18 protein-coding genes are annotated in these 17,326 nt (G+C 71.9%); 8 read left to right on the top strand and 10 right to left on the bottom strand.

What is annotated here, in order from left to right; translation table 11 throughout:
- Positions 1-19: 19 nt before the first annotated feature.
- Positions 20-652: a response regulator transcription factor gene (locus ACFZDJ_RS03350; protein WP_168500982.1), complete on the bottom strand. Its 633-nt coding sequence runs from the start codon at positions 650-652 to the stop codon at positions 20-22.
- Positions 653-978: 326 nt separating this feature from the next.
- On the opposite strand from ACFZDJ_RS03350, the gene ACFZDJ_RS03345 reads away from it, so the two are divergent.
- Positions 979-2,493, top strand: a complete 1,515-nt coding sequence (locus ACFZDJ_RS03345) for an arabinofuranosidase catalytic domain-containing protein (RefSeq protein WP_391055746.1) — start codon at positions 979-981, stop codon at positions 2,491-2,493.
- Here ACFZDJ_RS03345 and ACFZDJ_RS03340 read toward each other — a convergent pair.
- Genes ACFZDJ_RS03340 through ACFZDJ_RS03330 form a run of 3 tightly spaced genes read right to left on the bottom strand, consistent with a single transcriptional unit; the run spans position 2,471 to position 5,411 of the window.
- Positions 2,471-3,751, bottom strand: coding sequence for a histidine kinase (locus ACFZDJ_RS03340; RefSeq protein ID WP_391055743.1), 1,281 nt, complete (start codon positions 3,749-3,751; stop codon positions 2,471-2,473). The genes ACFZDJ_RS03345 and ACFZDJ_RS03340 overlap by 23 nt on opposite strands.
- A 29-nt stretch (positions 3,752-3,780) precedes the next feature.
- On the bottom strand, positions 3,781-4,500 hold the full coding sequence (locus tag ACFZDJ_RS03335) for an ABC transporter permease (protein WP_391055740.1): 720 nt from the start codon (positions 4,498-4,500) through the stop codon (positions 3,781-3,783).
- Positions 4,500-5,411 (bottom strand): ATP-binding cassette domain-containing protein, encoded by a 912-nt coding sequence (locus ACFZDJ_RS03330; RefSeq protein ID WP_391055738.1) that lies wholly within the window; start codon positions 5,409-5,411, stop codon positions 4,500-4,502. Before ACFZDJ_RS03330 ends, ACFZDJ_RS03335 begins: the two co-directional genes overlap by 1 nt.
- 254 nt (positions 5,412-5,665) lie before the next feature.
- Here ACFZDJ_RS03330 and ACFZDJ_RS03325 point away from each other — a divergent pair, with 254 nt between their 5' ends.
- Genes ACFZDJ_RS03325 through ACFZDJ_RS03315 form a run of 3 tightly spaced genes read left to right on the top strand, consistent with a single transcriptional unit; the run spans position 5,666 to position 8,637 of the window.
- On the top strand, positions 5,666-6,523 hold the full coding sequence (locus ACFZDJ_RS03325; RefSeq protein ID WP_391055734.1) for a MaoC/PaaZ C-terminal domain-containing protein: 858 nt from the start codon (positions 5,666-5,668) through the stop codon (positions 6,521-6,523).
- A gap of 45 nt (positions 6,524-6,568) precedes the next feature.
- Positions 6,569-7,645, top strand: a complete 1,077-nt coding sequence (locus ACFZDJ_RS03320) for a Zn-dependent alcohol dehydrogenase (protein ID WP_351697536.1) — start codon at positions 6,569-6,571, stop codon at positions 7,643-7,645.
- 53 nt (positions 7,646-7,698) lie between these two features.
- Positions 7,699-8,637, top strand: a complete 939-nt coding sequence (locus ACFZDJ_RS03315) for a 3-oxoacyl-ACP reductase (protein WP_391055732.1) — start codon at positions 7,699-7,701, stop codon at positions 8,635-8,637.
- 27 nt (positions 8,638-8,664) lie between these two features.
- Here the strand turns inward: ACFZDJ_RS03315 and ACFZDJ_RS03310 are convergent, their stop codons facing one another.
- From ACFZDJ_RS03310 to ACFZDJ_RS03300, 3 genes are all read right to left on the bottom strand, one after another.
- Positions 8,665-8,919 (bottom strand): helix-turn-helix transcriptional regulator, encoded by a 255-nt coding sequence (locus ACFZDJ_RS03310; protein ID WP_391055729.1) that lies wholly within the window; start codon positions 8,917-8,919, stop codon positions 8,665-8,667.
- A 211-nt stretch (positions 8,920-9,130) separates the two neighbouring features.
- Positions 9,131-9,298, bottom strand: coding sequence for a hypothetical protein (locus tag ACFZDJ_RS03305; protein WP_391055726.1), 168 nt, complete (start codon positions 9,296-9,298; stop codon positions 9,131-9,133).
- Positions 9,299-9,360: 62 nt separating this feature from the next.
- Entirely contained in the window at positions 9,361-10,647 is a 1,287-nt protein-coding gene (locus ACFZDJ_RS03300) for a hypothetical protein (RefSeq protein ID WP_391055723.1), read from the bottom strand.
- Between the two features lie 256 nt (positions 10,648-10,903).
- Between ACFZDJ_RS03300 and ACFZDJ_RS03295 the strand changes: the two genes are divergently transcribed.
- The 3 genes from ACFZDJ_RS03295 to ACFZDJ_RS03285 are packed head-to-tail and all read left to right on the top strand — an operon-like array spanning position 10,904 to position 13,791.
- A complete protein-coding gene (locus ACFZDJ_RS03295) occupies positions 10,904-11,770 on the top strand; it encodes a Nif3-like dinuclear metal center hexameric protein (RefSeq protein WP_391055720.1) in 867 nt (288 codons plus the stop codon).
- Entirely contained in the window at positions 11,767-12,510 is a 744-nt protein-coding gene (locus ACFZDJ_RS03290; protein ID WP_391056814.1) for a C4-type zinc ribbon domain-containing protein, read from the top strand. The genes ACFZDJ_RS03295 and ACFZDJ_RS03290 overlap by 4 nt, the downstream gene beginning before the upstream one ends.
- A 12-nt stretch (positions 12,511-12,522) precedes the next feature.
- A complete protein-coding gene (locus ACFZDJ_RS03285) occupies positions 12,523-13,791 on the top strand; it encodes a bifunctional RNase H/acid phosphatase (protein ID WP_391055718.1) in 1,269 nt (422 codons plus the stop codon).
- 46 nt (positions 13,792-13,837) lie between these two features.
- Here the strand turns inward: ACFZDJ_RS03285 and ACFZDJ_RS03280 are convergent, their stop codons facing one another.
- The gene (locus ACFZDJ_RS03280; protein ID WP_390927852.1) at positions 13,838-14,650 is read right to left on the bottom strand and encodes a helix-turn-helix domain-containing protein; all 813 of its coding nucleotides are present in this window, start codon (positions 14,648-14,650) and stop codon (positions 13,838-13,840) included.
- A gap of 115 nt (positions 14,651-14,765) precedes the next feature.
- On the opposite strand from ACFZDJ_RS03280, the gene ACFZDJ_RS03275 reads away from it, so the two are divergent.
- A complete protein-coding gene (locus ACFZDJ_RS03275; protein ID WP_390927854.1) occupies positions 14,766-15,782 on the top strand; it encodes a zinc-binding dehydrogenase in 1,017 nt (338 codons plus the stop codon).
- Here the strand turns inward: ACFZDJ_RS03275 and eda are convergent.
- Positions 15,766-16,416: a bifunctional 4-hydroxy-2-oxoglutarate aldolase/2-dehydro-3-deoxy-phosphogluconate aldolase gene (gene eda, locus ACFZDJ_RS03270; RefSeq protein ID WP_390927856.1), complete on the bottom strand. Its 651-nt coding sequence runs from the start codon at positions 16,414-16,416 to the stop codon at positions 15,766-15,768. The two genes, ACFZDJ_RS03275 and eda, sit on opposite strands and share 17 nt — an antisense overlap.
- An 86-nt stretch (positions 16,417-16,502) precedes the next feature.
- Positions 16,503-17,285 (bottom strand): peroxide stress protein YaaA, encoded by a 783-nt coding sequence (gene yaaA / locus ACFZDJ_RS03265; RefSeq protein WP_390927857.1) that lies wholly within the window; start codon positions 17,283-17,285, stop codon positions 16,503-16,505.
- Positions 17,286-17,326 lie beyond the last annotated feature (41 nt).

The following is a 17,326-nucleotide window of genomic DNA, read 5'->3' as shown; positions in this document are numbered from 1 at the left end:
TGAGGCGGGAGGCCGGCGGTCAGAGCCAGCCCTGCTGGCGGGCCTCCCGCATGGCCTCCATGCGGTTGCGGGTGCCCGTCTTGCCGATCGCGGAGGAGAGGTAGTTGCGGACGGTCGACTCGGAGAGGTGGAGCTTCGAGGCGATGTCGGCGACGGTGGCGCCGTCCACCGAGGCCTTCAGGACGTCGCACTCACGGGCGGTGAGCGGATTGGGTCCGGCGCTCAACGCGGCGGCGGCGAGCGCCGGGTCGATGACCGTCTCGCCGGTCAGCACCCGCCGGATCGCCTCGGCCAGGTCCTCCACGGGGCCGTCCTTGACCAGGAACCCGGCGGCGCCCGCCTCCATCGCGCGCCGCAGATACCCGGGCCGGCCGAAGGTGGTGAGGATCAACACCCGGCAGTCGGGCGCCTCTTCGCGCAGTACGGCGGCGGCGTCCAGGCCGCTCATCCCGGGCAGTTCGATGTCCAGCAGGGCCACGTCCGGGCGGTGCGTCAGCGCCGCGTCCACGATGGCGTCGCCCGCCGCGACCTGGGCGACGACCTCGATGTCCGGCTCCATCCCCAGCAGCAGGGCGAGCGCGCCCCGCATCATTCCCTGATCCTCGGCGAGCAGGACACGTACGGACTTCGTGGGCCGGTGGTCCCGGGGCATCTCGTTCACGGGGCCAAGAGTAGGGCGAGGGAAGGCGCGTGACCCGTCGTGGTGCGCACTTCGCCGGTCGTTAAAAACTCTCCATGGTTCGACTCCGCGCGTCTTGACGGCCCTTGACTCCGGGCAAACAATCGCCTCGACATTCCGTGATCGCTTTTGCCGTTCCTGTGCCGAGCCGATATTCGCAAACGTTCGACATTTCGACCGGGAATGGGTTCGGTATTTCGATCGAACGACGTCCGGTATTTCGACCGGTACCCGCACTGTCCTACCAGGAACGGAAGAGGTACACCGTGTTCCCAAGATCGTCGCGCTTAAGAAGTGCCGTGCTCGCTGTGCTGTCGGTGCTGGCGGCCGTCGTCGCGCTCGCCGTCGGCGCCCCGGCGGCCACCGCCGCGGGATCGCTCCCCTGTGACGTCTACGCCGCCGCGGGCACCCCCTGTGTCGCCGCGCACAGCCTCGTCAGGGCGCTCTACTCGTCGTACAACGGCTCGCTCTACCAGGTGCAGCGCGCCTCCGACAGCGCGACCGCGAACATCGGTCTCCTGGCGGCCGGCGGATACGCGAACGCGGCGGCACAGGACTCCTTCTGTACCGGCACCACCTGCATCATCACCAAGATCTACGACCAGTCCGCGCGCCACAACGACCTCACCGTCGAGGGTGCGGGCGGGGCGGGCGCGGCCGATGTCGGGGCGCCCGCGGACGCGCTGCCGGTGACCGTCGGCGGCCACCAGGTCTACGGCCTGGAGATCTCGGCCGGTATGGGCTACCGGGACAACTCCACCTCGGGCGTGGCCACCAACGGGGCGGCCGAGGGGATGTACATGGTGACCTCCGGCACCCATGTGAACGGCAGCTGCTGCTTCGACTACGGCAACGCCGAGACCAACAACAAGGACACCGGCAACGGCCACATGGACGCGATCAACTTCGGCACCGAGTGCTGGTTCTCGCCCTGTTACGGCCAGGGCCCCTGGGTGCAGGCCGACCTGGAGAACGGGCTGTTCCAGTCGGACTCCGGCTACAGCAAGAACACGTCGAACACCGGAACCGGGTCGATGCCGTTCGTGACCGCTTTGCTGAAAAACAACGGTCAGGACCATTTCGCGCTGAAATACGGCAACGCCCAATCGGGCAGTCTCACGACCACTTATTCCGGGGGTGAACCCACCACGAGTGGTTACTCGCCCATGCATCAGGAGGGCGCGATCGTCCTGGGCACCGGCGGCGACAACAGCAACGGCTCCATCGGGTCCTTCTTCGAGGGCGTCATGACCTCGGGCATTCCGACGGACGCCGCCGACGACTCCGTCCAGGCCAACATCGTCTCCGTCGGCTACGGCGGTGCGACCGGCAGCACCGGTTCGCTGACGGCCGGGTCGGAGATCTCGCTGCGCGCGACCACCTCGTGCTGCACGACCGACTACATCCGCCACCAGAACAACGCGGCGGTCATCTCGGCCATCACGTCGAGCAGTTCGGCGCTCGACAAGAGCGACGCCACCTGGATCGTGCGCAAGGGCCTCGCCGACAGCTCCTGCTATTCCTTCGAGTCACGGAACTACCCGGGCGACTTCCTGCGGCACTACAACTACCAGCTCTACCGGCAACCCATGGTCGGCACCACGCAGTTCAGACAGGACGCCACGTTCTGCGCCGGGACCGGCAAGAGCGGGACGGGGACCTCGTTCGCGTCGTACAACTACCCGACGAGATACCTCCGGCACTACAACTACAACGTCTACATAGCGAGCAATGGCGGCTCGAACACCTTCGACAGCGCCACCTCGTGGACGGACGACGTGAGCTGGGCGGTCACGGCTCCCTGGGCGCCGTAGCCACCGAAGAAGACGCCAAGTCCGCCGCTTCCACCGGGAGTTCGGCGGTGACCGTGAAGCCGCCGCGTGGCGACGGGCCGGCCCTGAGCGACCCGCCCGCCGCCGCGAGGCGTTCCGTCAGGCCCTTCAGACCGGTGCCGCCGACACCCTCGGCGGGACCGGTCTCAGGGGCGCCCGTGCCGGCGCCGTCGTCCGTGACGGTCAGGCGGACGTGGCCGTCCAGTACGCCCTCGACGGTGATCTCGCAGCGGGTCGCGCCGCTGTGCCGTACGACGTTCGTCACCGCCTCCCGGACCACCCAGCCCAGCAGGGCCTCGTTCTGCGGGGTCAGCGGGGCACCGGACTGGCGGACCACGGGGTCGACGCTCGCCGCGGACAGGGCGGAGCGTGCCCGGTCCAGTTCTGTGGTGAGGCTGCCCTCGCGGTAGCCGGTGACCGCCTCGCGGATCTCGGTCAGCGCCTGCCGGCCCACGGACTCGATGTCCGTGATCTGGGTGAGGGCCGCGTCCAGGTCGCGCGGGGCCAGCCGACGGGCCGCCTCCGACTTCACCACGATGACGGAGAGCGTGTGACCGAGCAGGTCGTGCAGGTCGCGGGAGAAGCGCAGCCGCTCCTTCTCGACGGCACGGCGGGCCAGCTCCTCGCGGGCGGCACGCAGTTCCCGTACCGCCTCGGAGAGGGAGAGGATCGCCGCCGTCACCATCGTGGACAGGAAGGTGCCGTACGCGACGTTCACCGCGTCCCAGCCCGCCCGGACGAAGGAGACCACCGCCGCCAGCACGGTCAGGCCGAGACCGATCTGACCGAGCCGCGGGCCCCGCAGCACCGCTCCGGTGGCCAGGCCGAGGAGCGGGAAGAAGTACAGCCAGCTGCCGCCGTACCCGAGGGCCAGCCCACAGGTGACCAGGCCCATCAGGACGAGCGCCACCCTGGTGGAGCGGGCCTCGCGCGCTTCCTTCACGAAGGCGCGGAACGTCACGTAGATGTAGAGGGAGTTGAAGGTGAACAGACCCAGGCCGCCGATCCAGGGGTTCGCGGTCTTGCCCTGGAGGAGGTTGGAGAAGGCGCCCATCCCCATCAGCAGCCACGGCAGCAGCGCGAAGCCGGTGGGCGGAGGGCCCGGGTCCTCGGGCATCTTCCCGCCGCTCTTGCGGGCGGCCCGCCGCTCGGCCTTGAAGCGCTCCATGTCGGACCGCCAGCGCGCCCGCGCCGCCCGCCACTCCTTCACCTGGCAGGTGACCTCTCGCATCCAGGACATGTCCCCGCTCCCCCTTCGGACGGTCCGCTTCAGATGGTCCGCGTGGCCCTGCGGTACGAGACCACAGCGTACGAACCGAAGACCAGTAGCCAAGCCGTGAGAACCACCACCGCATCGAGCGCCGGTGCGGTGCCGTCGGCGACGGAGGTGCCGAGCTGGGCGATGCGGTTCGTGGGTGTGAAGCCGGACAGGGACCGGAGCCAGCCCGGGAAGAGCGTGAGCGGGAACCACAGGCCGCCGACCACCGAGAGCCCGAGGTTGCACACCATGTTCGCGACGCCGGTCGTCTGCGCGGTGAGCCGGTAGCCGTTGCCGAGGCCGAGCAGGGTGAAGGGCATCGAGCCGAGCCACAGCAGCACCGCGACCGCGGCCCACTGCCAGACCTCCAGCCGTACGCCGTTGACCAGGCCGCCCGCAGCCAGCACCGCGGCGATCGCGGGCAGCACGGTCACCGAGCCGGTCAGCGTCCGCCCGAGCACCACCTCGCGCGGGGTCATCGGGGTCACCCGCAGCTGCCGCAGCCAGCCGATCACCTTGTCCTCGGCGACCCCGCCGCCGGTGTTCAGGGCTGAGCCCACCGCCCCGTACGCGGCCATGCCGATCATCGAGCCGGTCTTCCAGCCGCCGTCGCTGCCGTCACCGAGGTTGGTGAACAACAGGTACATCATCACGGGCATCGCGATGCCGCCGATGACGAAGCCGGCGTCGCGCAGCGTCCGGCGCACTTCGAGCCGCAGATAGTCCAGCATCACACCGTCTCCAGAACATGCGAGGTGAGCGCCATGAAAGCGTCGTCCAGGGACGTGGGGACGACCTCCAGGCCGCGGACCGCACCGAGCTCCGCCAGCGCGAGCACCGTCGCGTCCGAGTCGTCCGTGCGCAGCCGGGCCCGGTCCCCGCGCACCTCCACCGACACCACACCGGGCAGCAGGGTCAGCCCCTCGGTGCCCCGGCCCGCGAGGTCGAAGGAGACCAGATTGCCGCCCACCGACCGCTTGAGCTGCTCGCCGGTGCCGTCGGCGACGAGCCGGCCGTGGTCGATGACGAGGATCCGGTCGGCGTGCGCGTCGGCCTCCTCCAGGTAGTGCGTGGAGAACAGGACGGTGTGGCCACGTCGCGCATAGGACCGCATCGAGTCCCAGAACGCGCGCCGCGCCTCCACGTCCAGCGCGGCGGTCGGCTCGTCGAGCACGATCAGGTCGGGGTTCCCGGCGAGCGCCACCGCGAACCGCACCCGCTGCGCCTGTCCGCCGGAGAGCCGGTCGACGCGCCGCCCGGCCAGATCCCCGATCCCCGCGAGCTCCAGCGCGTCGGCGACCGGGAGCGGCGCGGGATAGCGGCCCGCGACGAAGGAGACCAGCTCGCGGACGGTCACGCGGGGCACCGGCCGGGTCTCCTGAAGCATCGCGCCGACCCGCCCGGCACGCACCGCCGCCTGCGGGGGGCCGCCGAAGAGCGCGACCGTCCCCTCGTCCGGCTCGTTCAGACCGAGCAGCAGGGAGATCGCGGTCGACTTCCCCGCGCCGTTGCGCCCCAGCAGCGCCACCGTCTCGCCGCGTCCGATCTCCAGATCCACCCCGTCCACCGCGCGCACCGCGCCGAACGCCTTGACCGCCCCCGTGAAGGACACGGCACGCTCTGTCCCACCTGTCTGTGTCATGCCTCAGACGGTACGAATCCGCGCCCCCTGCCCGGCAGATGCGCTTGTACGGACTCCGGCAGGACAAATGTCACGGCCGGGCGGACGGACCGTTGACCTGACGCAGCGTCAGGAGCCTTCACAACTGCCGAGTGCTGGGCTATACAAGGGTCGCCGGACTGGAACGCGTTCTAGATCGGCCAGTGTCGACCTCGGTGCGGCCGACGGTGCGGACGGCCGCACCGAGGTCTTTCGCGCTACTGATCAGGAGCCCCATGCCCATCGACGCCGCCAAGGCCCTCGCCGCCGAACCCCGCAGCAGTGAGCTCACCTGGGACCGCAAGGACGTCCAGCTCTACCACCTCGGCCTCGGAGCGGGCGTCCCGGCGACGGACCCCGACGAGCTGCGCTACACCCTCGAATCGAAGCTGCACGTCCTGCCGAGCTTCGCCACCGTCGCGGGCGCCGGTTCCCCCGGAGTGATCAGCGGCCTGTCCATGCCCGGCGTCGACGTCGACCTCGCCCGCGTCCTGCACGGCGGCCAGACCATCGAACTGCACCGCCCGATCCCGGTCGAGGGCGAGGCCGTGGCCACCGGGCGGATCGCCGCCGTGTACGACAAGGGCAAGGCGGCCGTCCTCGTCATGCGCACCGAGGTCGCCGACGCCGAGGGACCCCTGTGGACGAACGACGCCCAGATCTTCGTACGGGGAGAGGGCGGCTGGGGCGGCGACCGCGGCCCCTCCACCCGCCTGGAGGAGCCCGCCGGCGCGCCGGACCGCACCGTCGAGCGCCCGGTCCGCGAGGAGCAGGCGCTGCTCTACCGGCTCTCCGGCGACTGGAACCCGCTGCACGCCGACCCCGAGTTCGCCAAGCTCGCCGGGTTCGACCGGCCGATCCTGCACGGGCTGTGCACGTACGGGATGACGCTCAAGGCGGTCGTCGACACGCTGCTCGACGGGGACGTGGCGCGCGTCCGCTCGTACACCACGCGCTTCGCCGGGGTCGTGTACCCGGGGGAGACCCTGCGCATCCGTATGTGGCGGCGGGAAGGCAGCGTCCGGGTGGCCGTGAGCGCCGTCGAGCGGAACGACGCGCCGGTCCTCGCCGACACCGTCGTCGCACACTCCTGAGCCCAGCCCATCAGTGACCAGCCCGTTGTCGAGGGGAGCCGCACCATGCGCGCAGCCGTACAGCACGAGATAGGCCAGGACAAGCTGGAAGTCCTCGACGACATCGAGGCGGTGGGCTTCGGGCCGGGCAGGGTGCGGATCCGGGTACGGGCCACCGGGCTGTGCCACTCCGACCTGTCCGCGATGAGCGGCGTACTGCCGCAGCCCGCGCCGTTCGTACCCGGCCACGAGGGCGCCGGGGAGATCGTCGAGGTCGGCGAGGGCGTCACCCACCTCAAGCCCGGCGACCGGGTCGTCGTCTGCTGGCTGCCGGCCTGCGGCGTCTGTCCCGCCTGCAAGCGCGGCCAGAGCCAGCTGTGCCTGGCCGGGTTCATGAACGCAGGCACGCCCAACTTCCGGCGCCCCGGCCAAGACGTCTTCGGCTTCGCCGGTACCGGCACCTTCACCGAGGAGGTCGTGGTCGACGCGGGCTGCGCCGTGCCGATCCCGGACGACGTGCCCTTCGACATCGCGGCCCTCATCGGCTGCGGAGTGACGACCGGCCTCGGCGCCGCCCTCAACACCGCGGACGTGGCGGCCGGTTCGTCGGTCGCCGTGATCGGCTGCGGAGGCGTCGGCATCTCCGCGATCCAGGGCGCGCGCCTCAAGGGCGCCGCCGAGATCGTCGCCGTCGACCCGGTCGCCTCGCGCCGGGAGGCCGCGCTGCGGTTCGGTGCGACGAAGGCGGTCTCGCCCGACGAACTCCCGGGCGCGAAGCAGTCGGTGACCGGCGGCGAGGGCTTCGACTACGTCTTCGAGGTCGTCGGCCGCTCCGCCACCGCCCGCACCGCGTACGAGAACACCCGCCGCGGCGGCACCCTCGTCATCGTCGGCGCGGGCGCCATGGACGACTTCCTGCAGCTCAACATGTTCGAGCTGTTCTTCGACGAGAAGCGGATCCTGCCGTCCATGTACGGCGGCGGAGACGTCCTTCGGTCGTACGAGCGGACGGTCGCCCTGTGGCGTGCGGGCCGCATCGATCTGGAGAGCCTGATCACCCACCGGGTGCCGCTGTCCGGGATCAACGAGGCGCTGGACCAGATGCGGACGGGAACCGCGCTGCGTACGTGCATCGAGATCTGACCCCCCGCGACCGCCGCCACCCACGACCACCGTCACGACTGCTGAGGACTTCGATGTCACTGCCACTTGAAGGGCTCGCCGCGATCGTCACCGGCGCGGGGCGCGGGCTCGGCCGGACCGAGGCACTGGAACTGGCCCGCCTGGGTGCCGCCGTCGTCGTCAACGACTACGGGCAGCCCGGGCGGGACGGCTCCGGCGCGGCCTCGGCCACCCCCGCCGAGGAGGTCGCCGCCGAGATCAGCGCCGCGGGCGGCCGCGCCCTCGCCCACACCGGGGACGTCTCCGACCGTGACCGGGCCCGTGAGCTGGTCGACCTGGCGATCGGCGAGTTCGGGAAGCTGGACATCCTCGTCAACAACGCGGGCATCCTGCGCGACCGGATGGTCTTCTCGATGTCCGAGGACGAGTGGGACTCCGTCATCCGGGTCCACCTGAAGGGGCACTTCAACACGACCCACTTCGCGTCCGCGCACTGGCGGGCGCGGTCCAAGGCGGCGGACGGGCCGGTGTACGGGCGGATCGTGAACACCTCCTCGGAGGCGTTCCTCGCGGGCTCGGCGGGACAGCCCAACTACGCGGCGGCCAAGGGCGGGATCGTCGGGCTGACCACCTCGACCGCGCTGGCGCTCGCGAAGTACGGCGTGAGGGCGAACGTCATCTGCCCGCGCGCCCGGACCCGGATGACCGAGGACGTGTTCCACGGGTTCGAGGTGCCCGAGGAGGGCCTCGATCCCCTCGCCCCCGAGCATGTCGCGCCCCTCGTCGGCTACTTGGCCTCGCCCGCCGCCGCGCACGTCAACGGACAGCTGCTCGTCGTGCACGGCGGCATGGTCGCGGTCGTCGAACGGCCCCGGGTGGCCGCCAAGTTCGACACCAAGCAGGACGCCTTCAGCTACGACGAACTCGACGCACTGCTCGGCCCGTACTACGCGGAGCGGCCACCGGGGGAGACGTTCGCCGCGGCGGAAGTACTGGGACTCAAGCACACCTAGTCCGCCCGGCAGTTCCGAGTCCGCTCACTACCCCTGGCCGTCGTGCTCCGGGCTGAGCAGCCGGCCGTCGGTCGACAGGGGCGGGTGTGCCGGCTGGGTCACGTAGTGCCGGAAGAACAGTTCGGCGACCAGCTCGCGGCGGCTGCGCACCCCCACCTTGCCGAAGACCTGCTTCAAGTGGTCCTGCACCGTGTACTCGGACACCCCGAGGTGCCCGGCGCCGCAGTCCACGCCGGACAGCAGCAGCGAGCGGCGCAACGCGGCGCACGCGGGCACGCTCACGGCCTCGGCGACGGCGAGTTCGGCCGCGGAGAAGGGGCGGGTGTGCGCGTCCCGAACGCCGGGTCAGCGCCCGCAGGTCGTCGCGTGTCCCGGAAAGCTGGACTCCGACAAGAGGACGTCGCCCGCACGTGGGGTTCGGGGGAGGCCCCACACAGAACGGCCCCGCTCGCGCCGAGCGCGAGCGGGGCCGTATCGCTGGTTCTGCTTACCGTCAGGCCGATGGGTTCTGCTGGTCGGACGGTTTGCGGTGGCGGCCATGGGGGGTCGCCTCGTCGTCCCGGCCGGAGACCGGGCCGCGGTGCTTGCCGTGGCCTTCGTCCTGGGCCGTCGCCTCGTGGGCGTCGGTGGCCGGTGGTTCCATGGTGCTGGTTTCGCTCATGTGGAAGTGTTCACCCCGTCAACAAGATCCTTCTTTGTAGCCGGGGGATTCTAACCGGTCGCTCACGCGGGAACGGGGGCGGGTGACCTGTTCTCGCCCCCGGGCCCCCCGTCGGCCCGGAAGGCCTCGTCCTCGGGCACCGGGCGGGCGAAAAGGGGCCGCCTCTTCACGGGGGACTGCCCGCTCAGCGGCGCCTGTTGGAGGGGGACCGGGCGCGCCGCGGGCCGTTCCGGCGGAGGGGGCGCCTCCGACGTCACCGCGGCGACGGGTGCCGTCACCTTCGTCACCCCGCACGGCACCGCCCCCGTCGCGTACGGCAGTCGCAGGACCCCCTCCCTGGTCCACAGGCCCGTGCCCGCCAACCAGCCCTCCGGGGGTGGGAGATGGTGGACCTGGCGTTCGACCGGCCGCCACACACCCACCCAGCTGCCGGCCGGGCCGTCGATGCGCAGGGCCACCGCGCAGCGCTCCGGGGTCAGTACCTGCCCCGGCTGGATCGCGAACGGCGTCACCGCGCAGTCGGTGGCGCGCAGACAGTCGGGGAAGCGGATCGGCAGGGTGCTGCCGAGGACGCCCCAGCCGAGACGGTCGTGGCCCGGGGACGGCGCGTCGGAGCGGATCAGCAGCAGTCCGCTGTCGGCGTCCGCGAGCAGCAGCCGGTCGTCGCTGTCCTCGGCGATCTGCAGCAGTGGCGTTACTTCACCGCCGCGCCCCAGGTCGACGACCACCGTCTTGGTCCGGCCGTCCCGGCAGCGGTCCAGGGCCAGCAGGCGCCCCGTGCCGTCCAGCCAGACCCCGCCCGAGCAGCGGCCCGGCACCTCGGCCAGGTGCTCGGGCCCGAAGGCCCCGCCCGCCACCAGCCACACCGCCGTGGAGTCCCGGCCCACGGCGAGGGCGTACGCGTGCTCCCCGTCCGGCGCGGGCGGCAGCAGCCACAGCCGGGTGTCCTCGTCGTGGCACTCCACCGCGCCGAGAAGCAGCTCCCCGGTGCCGGGCCCGGTCGGGTACAGCAGTGAGAACGTGTGCCGCCCGTCCGCGACGCGGTGGATCAGCACCCGCCCGTCGGTCATCGGCAGCACCTCGGTGCCGGGCTCCTCCGGCTGGTGGGACGGCAGCGGTACGGCGTAGGGCTCGGGGCCGTCCAGCGTCCAGCGCTCCGGGAACCAGCATTCGCCGTCCAGGGCGAGGCGGGCCGCGTAGGTTCCGTCCGCGGCGATCACACAGGTGGGGCGGGCGATCACATCTCTGGGGCACGCGGTCGCATCCGCGGGGCGGGCGGTCACGTCTGCGGGGCCAGTGGCCCGCTCGTCCCCGGGTTCCGCCGCAGTCTCGGTGGCACAGGCCGTCATCGTTCGGTCACCTCCGGCGACGAAGCTAGTTTTCGTACGCACAGACGTGGGACCGGCGGGCGGGCGCTTCACACATAAGGGTGGCCGTCCCGCGATTCGCCTGAGGGAACGGGGACGCGTGTGCTGAGCGGGGCCGGGAGAAGGCGGTGAGGCCCGGGTCACCGGGGTCCGACCGCCGCCGGGACCCCTGGTCGCGCACCTCGGGACCGGCCCGCGACCGGTGGGGCACCGGCCCAAGCCAGGTAGCCTTTTCCCCGTGCCCCGTCTGTCTGAAGTCATCGCCGCGCTCGACGCCCTCTGGCCCCCCGAGAGGGCCGAGGGATGGGACGCGGTCGGCACCGTGTGCGGCGAGCCCGACCAGGAGATCACCCGGGTCCTGTTCGCCGTCGACCCCGTTCGGGAAATCGTCGACGAAGCGGTGAAGCTGGACGCGAACCTGCTGGTCACCCACCATCCGCTCTATCTGCGCGGGACGACGACGGTCGCGGCCGACACCTTCAAGGGCCGGGTCGTGCACACCCTCATCAAGAACGACATCGCGCTGCACGTCGCCCACACCAACGCCGACCGCGCCGACCCGGGAGTCAGCGACGCCCTCGCCGGGGCACTCGACCTCCGGGTCGTACGGCCGCTCGTGCCGGACCCCACCGACCCCGAGGGCCGCCGCGGCCTCGGCCGCGTCTGTGAGCTGGACCACCCGCTGACCGTCCGTGAACTCGCCGCGCGCGCCGCCGGGCGACTGCCCGCCACCGCGCAGGGCATCCGCGTCGCCGGTGACCCCGAGGCGGTCGTACGGACCGTCGCGGTCAGCGGCGGCTCCGGCGACAGCCTCTTCGACGACGTGCGCGCCGCCGGCGTCGACGCCTTCCTCACCGCGGACCTGCGCCACCACCCGGCATCCGAGTTCATCGCGGATCGCGCCCACAGTCCTCTCGCGCTGCTCGACGCGGCGCACTGGGCCACCGAGTGGCCCTGGTGCGAGCTGGCCGCCGCCCAGCTCGACGAGATCTCCGACCGCAAGGGATGGGGCCTGCGGGTCCACGTCTCCAAGACGGTCACCGACCCCTGGACCGCCCACGCGGCGTCCACCGAAACACCTAACGCAATGGGAGCCCCCAACTGAACGCCGCGCCCGCCGACCAGATCCGACTTCTCGACGTCCAGGCCCTCGACGTACGCCTGCAGCAGCTCGCGCACAAGCGCAGGTCCCTTCCCGAGCACGCCGAGATCGAGTCGCTGAACAAGGACCTCACGCAGCTGCGCGACCTGCTCGTCGCCGCGCAGACCGAGGAGAGCGACTGCGCCCGCGAGCAGATCAAGGCCGAGCAGGACGTGGACCAGGTGCGCCAGCGCGCCAACCGCGACCAGCAGCGCCTGGACTCCGGTGCCGTCACCTCCCCCAAGGACCTGGAGAACCTCCAGCGCGAGATCACCTCCCTCGCCAAGCGGCAGGGTGACCTGGAGGACGTCGTCCTCGAGGTCATGGAGCGCCGTGAGTCCGCGCAGGAGCGGGTCGCCGAGCTGACCGGGCGGACCTCCTCCGTGCAGTCGAAGATCGACGACGCGACCGGCCGCCGGGACACCGCCTTCGAGTCCCTCGACGGCGAGGCCGCCTCGGCGACGAAGGAGCGCGAGGTCGTCGCGGCCTCCGTCCCCGCCGACCTGCTCAAGCTCTACGACAAGCTGCGCCAGCAGCAGGGCGGCGTCGGCGCCGCGCGGCTCTACCAGCGCCGTTGCGAGGGCTGCCGCCTGGAGCTCAACATCACCGAGGTCAACGACGTGAAGGCGGCCTCCCCGGACACCGTGCTGCGCTGCGAGAACTGCCGCCGCATCCTGGTGCGTACGTCCGAGTCCGGTCTGTAAGGGGCGCGGGGCGTGCGGGAGTTCATCGTCGAGGCCGACGGCGGTTCCCGGGGCAACCCGGGGCCCGCGGGGTACGGCGCCGTGGTCATCGACGCGGCCACCGGGGAGACACTGGCGGAGCGTGCCGAGTACATCGGCATCGCCACCAACAACGTCGCCGAGTACCGGGGCCTGGTGGCGGGTCTGCGCGCCGCCCACGAACTGGACCCGGCCGCGCGCGTCCGGGTCCGGATGGACTCCAAGCTCGTGGTCGAGCAGCTGTCCGGCCGCTGGAAGATCAAGCACCCGGACATGAAGCCCCTGGCCGCGGAGGCGGCCCGTGTCTTCCCGCCCGACCGGATCACCTACGAGTGGATGCCGCGCGAACAGAACAAGCACGCGGACCGACTGGCCAACGAGGCGATGGACGCGGGGCGGCGCGGCGAACAGTGGTCCCCGTCGGCATCGACGGCGGAACTGCTGACGCCGGGTTCTGCAGCGCCCCGAAAGGGGCGCGGGGAACTGCGCGACCAGCCACACGCGGCCCGCACTTCCACGACTTCCGTCTCCACCCCGTCACCCCGCGGCGAAGCCGCGAAGTCCGAGGACGACGCGCGGGCCGCACACAACGTGGCCACGCCGGCGCCGTCGACCGGCTGGGGCGCGGCCCCAGACATGGGCGCCCCCACCACCTTCGTGCTCCTGCGCCACGGCGAGACCCCCCTCACCCCCCAGAAGCGTTTCTCCGGCAGCGGCGGCACCGACCCGTCGCTCTCGGACGTGGGCCGGGAACAGGCCGAGCGCGTCGCCGCCGCGCTGGCCGCGCGCGGCACCGTCGAGGCGATCGTGGCGTCGCCACTCACCCGTACCCGCCAGACCGCCGCCGCCGTCGCCGCCCGCCTGGGACTGGACGTCGCCATCGAGGACGGCCTGCGCGAGACGGACTTCGGCGCCTGGGAGGGCCTCACCTTCGCCGAGGTGCAGGAGCGGTACCCCGACGACCTGAAGACCTGGCTCGCCTCCCCGAAGGCCGAACCGACCGGCGGCGGCGAGAGCTTCGCGGCGACCGCCCGCCGTATCGCCACCACCCGCGACAAGCTCATCGCCTCCTACGCCGGCCGCACCGTCCTGCTCGTCAGCCACGTCACCCCGATCAAGACCCTCGTACGACTCGCGATCGGTGCCCCGCCGGAGTCCCTGTACCGGATGGAACTGTCCGCGGCCTCCCTGTCGGCGGTGGCGTACTACGCGGACGGCAACGCCAGCCTGCGCCTCTTCAACGACACCTCTCACCTGCGCTGAGCGCCCCGAGCCCGGAGGTCACCCGCGCCGAGCGGCCCGGGGGCGGTCACCCGCGCCGAGCGGCCCGGGCCCGGAGGATCTCGGCGGTTTCCCGGTCCGCCGGGAGGAACGCCTCCAGGTGGAGCTCGGCGAGCGTCACGTCGACCGCGGTCGCGAAGGACGTCAGCGTGGTGAGCAGTCTCAACTCGCCCTCCGCGCACCGCAGTCGCAGCGGCACGGCGAAGCCGAGATAGTCGGCGCCGGGCTCACTCGCCGGTACGTAGTCCGCCAACTCATCGGCCAGGGAGCCGAGTCGGGGATCGGGACTGCGCACGGCACGGGCCCGCAGACTCTCCACGATGTGCTGCCCCCACGCGTCCAGGTTCACCACCCGTGAGCCCATCCCGCGCGGATGCAGCGCGAGCCGCAGCACATTGACGGGCGGCGCGAGCAGCGCGGGGTCCGCGCCCTCGGTGAGCACGTCGAACGCCTCGTTCGCCGCGACGAGTTCACCCCGCGGCCCGGCCACCACCGCCGGATACGGCAGATGCCCTTCGAGAATGCTGTCCAGCGCCTCCCGTACGGGCTTCAGCGCGACCGCGTCGAGCGGTGACTCGGCGAACGCGGGCGCGTAACCGGCCGCCAGCAGCAGCGAGTTGCGCTCCCGCAGTGTCAGGCCGAGCGACTCGGCGAGCCGGATCACGATCTCCCTGCCGGGCACCGACCGTCCGCGCTCGATGAAACTGACGTACCGCTGGGTCGTCCCCGCCCGGGAGGCGAGCTCCAGCTGACTGACCCGGCGTGCGGTGCGCCAGCGCAGCAACTCGCGGGCGAAGGGCGGGGGTTCGGTCACCGAGGCGGCCGCGGTGCTGATGGTCATGGCTCAGTTGTACGTCACGGGTACGACAGTCCCGCCATACCTCACCGGGAATTGAGCGGCGTACCCCGTCCGAGCAGCATGGACGCGTCCACGGAGTACACCCCAGGGAGCCGACATGCGCGCCTACCACCTCGAAACGCCCGGCACCGTCGACGGCATCGCCTCGCGCGAGACGGACCGCCCCGAACCCGGCCCCCGCGACATCCTCGTCCGCGTCCGCGCCGTCTCCCTCAACAAGCGCGATCTGCTGATCCTGAAGGGGACCTATCCACTCAAGGCCGTGCCGGACGTGATCCCGGTGAGTGACGGCGCGGGCGAAGTCGTCGCGGTGGGCGCCGAGGTGACCCGGTTCGCGGTCGGGGACCGGGTGGCGAGCACGTACTTCCCGAAGTGGATCGACGGCCGGATCACGCCCGCGCTGATCGACCAGCCCGGCGCCACCCTGCCCGGCATGCTCACCGAGTACGCGTGCCTCGACGAGAACGCGGCGGTGCGGGTGCCCGACCACCTCGGCTGGGAGGAGGCCGCCTGCCTGCCCTGCGCGGGCGTCACGGCCTGGCACGCGCTGACCGGCGGCGAGGCGGTGGTCCCCGGCGAGACGGTGCTGACACTCGGCACGGGCGCGCTCTCGCTGTTCGCCGTGCAGTTCGCGAAGCTGCTGGGCGCCGAGGTCGTCGCCACGACATCGAGCCCGGAGAAGGCCGAGCGACTCAAGGCCCTGGGCGCCGACCACATCGTGCGCTATGCCGACCACCCCGCATGGGGACGGACGGTCCGCGACCTCACGGGCGGGCGCGGCGTGGACCTCGTCGTCGAGACCGTGGGCCCGGAGACGATCGAGCAGTCGGTCCGCGCCTCGGCGCTCTACGGCAGGATCGTCCTGGTCAGCGCCAACAGCCCGCGCAAGGCCTCCCTGGAGATCACGACGGACGCGCTCGCGTCGAGCCTGGTGACGATGCGGCGGCTCTTCGTCGGCAGCCGTACCCAGTTCGAGTCCATGAACCGGTCCCTCACCCTGCACGGCACCCGCCCGGTCATCGACCGGGCCTTCGGCTTCGACGAGGTCCACGAGGCGTTCCGCCACTACGAGTCCGGCGTGGCCTTCGGCAAGGTCGTCATCCGCGTGGCCTGAGCGCGGCCGCCTCGCGCGCCAGGCTCTCCACGCGCCCCCAGTCCTTCGCCGCGATCGCGTCCTCGGGAAGCATCCACGTCCCGCCCACGCAGCCGACGTTGGGGAGGGCGAGGTAGTCCGGCGCGTAGGTGGGGCCGATACCGCCCGTCGGGCAGAACCGGGCCTGCGGCAGCGGTCCGGCGAGCGACCTGAGGTACGCCGTGCCGCCCGCCGCCTGCGCCGGGAAGAACTTCATCTCCCGCACCCCGCGCTCCAGCAGCGCCACCACCTCCGAGGTCGTGGACACCCCCGGCAGGAACGGCACCCCGGACGCCTTCATGGCCTCGAGCAGTACGTCGGTCCAGCCGGGACTGACCAGGAAGCGGGCGCCCGCGGCCACGCACTCCGTCACCTGCGCCGGCGTGATGACGGTGCCCGCGCCGACCACCGCGCCCGGCACCCCGTCCGCGATCGCCCGGATGGCGTCGAGCGCGCAGGGCGTCCGCAGGGTCACCTCTATCGCGGGCAGCCCACCCGCGACGAGTGCCGCAGCCAGGGGTACGGCGTCCTCGACCTCGTTCACCACGACGACGGGAACCACGGGGGCGAGATCCAGCACGGAGGCGGCGGGAACCGAGGGCAGCGGTGAGCTCATGGCCTCATCGTGCCCTCGTCGTGCAACATGCGCAAAGAGCATTGCGTATGTTGCAACAGCGCATCTGGTGCACCTCTAGCGCACCCCTAGTGCACCTCGTTCACCAGCACATCCAGCGCCCAGGCCGTCCCCGCCCGCGCGGGCGGGGACACCTCCACCTCGTACCCGAGGTCCCGCAGCGCCTCCACGAGCTCCGCCGGATCGGCGGGCGCCGCGCCCGCCGCCAGCAGACTCCGTACGATCCGCCCCTTCGTCGCCTTGTTGAAGTGGCTGACCACCTTCCGGGTGGGCGCGTGCAGCACCCGGACCGTCGCCGTCCGCCCGGCGACCTCGCCCTTCGGCTTCCACGCGCCCGTGTACGCCGAGGACCGCAGATCGAGCACCAGCCCGTCGCCGGCCGCCTCGGGGAGCGCGGCGGCCATCGGCGTACGCCAGTGCGCGCCCAGCGCCCCGAGCCCCGGCAGCCTGACTCCCATCGAGCAGCGGTACGACGGGATCTTGTCCGTCACCCGGACCGCGCCCCACAGCCCGGAGAAGACGAGCAGCGACCGGCCCGCGCGCCGCTTGGCCGCCGTGTCCAGCGAGGCCAGGTCCAGGGCGTCGTACAGCACTCCCGTGTAGATCTCCCCGGCCGGGCGCGCGCCCGAGGTGCGCAGCTCCGTGTTCTTGGCGATCTCGCCGCGCAGGCCCTCGCTCAGCCCGAGCACCTCGCGGGCCTTCTCCTCGTCGCCCGCGCACAGCTCGGCCAGCTCGTCGAGGACCGCCCGGCGTGCCTCGGTGAGCCCGGGCAGGGACAGCGACTCCAGCTTCAGCGCGGTTCCCCGGCCGGAGGGCGCCTTGCCCTCGGAAGGCGGCAGCAGCACGAGCACGGTGGTGTTCTCCTAACGGTGGGTATGGCCCGGCGCCAGCC

This window comes from Streptomyces sp. NPDC007896 (genome assembly GCF_042959425.1).
Classification (GTDB): domain Bacteria; phylum Actinomycetota; class Actinomycetes; order Streptomycetales; family Streptomycetaceae; genus Streptomyces.
Note: the sequence above shows the minus strand (reverse complement) of the source record. Positions and strands in the feature narration are given on the sequence as shown.

Bases quoted from the DNA above. Each gene is read 5' to 3' on its own strand.
- ACFZDJ_RS03350 (WP_168500982.1), bottom strand. From the start codon at position 652: ATGCCCCGGGACCACCGGCCCACGAAGTCCGTACGTGTCCTGCTCGCC.
- ACFZDJ_RS03340 (WP_391055743.1), bottom strand. From the start codon at position 3,751: ATGTCCTGGATGCGAGAGGTCACCTGCCAGGTGAAGGAGTGGCGGGCG.
- ACFZDJ_RS03335 (WP_391055740.1), bottom strand. From the start codon at position 4,500: ATGCTGGACTATCTGCGGCTCGAAGTGCGCCGGACGCTGCGCGACGCC.
- ACFZDJ_RS03330 (WP_391055738.1), bottom strand. From the start codon at position 5,411: ATGACACAGACAGGTGGGACAGAGCGTGCCGTGTCCTTCACGGGGGCG.
- ACFZDJ_RS03325 (WP_391055734.1), top strand. From the start codon at position 5,666: ATGCCCATCGACGCCGCCAAGGCCCTCGCCGCCGAACCCCGCAGCAGT.
- ACFZDJ_RS03320 (WP_351697536.1), top strand. From the start codon at position 6,569: ATGCGCGCAGCCGTACAGCACGAGATAGGCCAGGACAAGCTGGAAGTC.
- ACFZDJ_RS03315 (WP_391055732.1), top strand. From the start codon at position 7,699: ATGTCACTGCCACTTGAAGGGCTCGCCGCGATCGTCACCGGCGCGGGG.
- ACFZDJ_RS03305 (WP_391055726.1), bottom strand. From the start codon at position 9,298: ATGAGCGAAACCAGCACCATGGAACCACCGGCCACCGACGCCCACGAG.
- ACFZDJ_RS03300 (WP_391055723.1), bottom strand. From the start codon at position 10,647: ATGACGGCCTGTGCCACCGAGACTGCGGCGGAACCCGGGGACGAGCGG.
- ACFZDJ_RS03280 (WP_390927852.1), bottom strand. From the start codon at position 14,650: ATGACCATCAGCACCGCGGCCGCCTCGGTGACCGAACCCCCGCCCTTC.
- ACFZDJ_RS03275 (WP_390927854.1), top strand. From the start codon at position 14,766: ATGCGCGCCTACCACCTCGAAACGCCCGGCACCGTCGACGGCATCGCC.
- eda (WP_390927856.1), bottom strand. From the start codon at position 16,416: ATGAGCTCACCGCTGCCCTCGGTTCCCGCCGCCTCCGTGCTGGATCTC.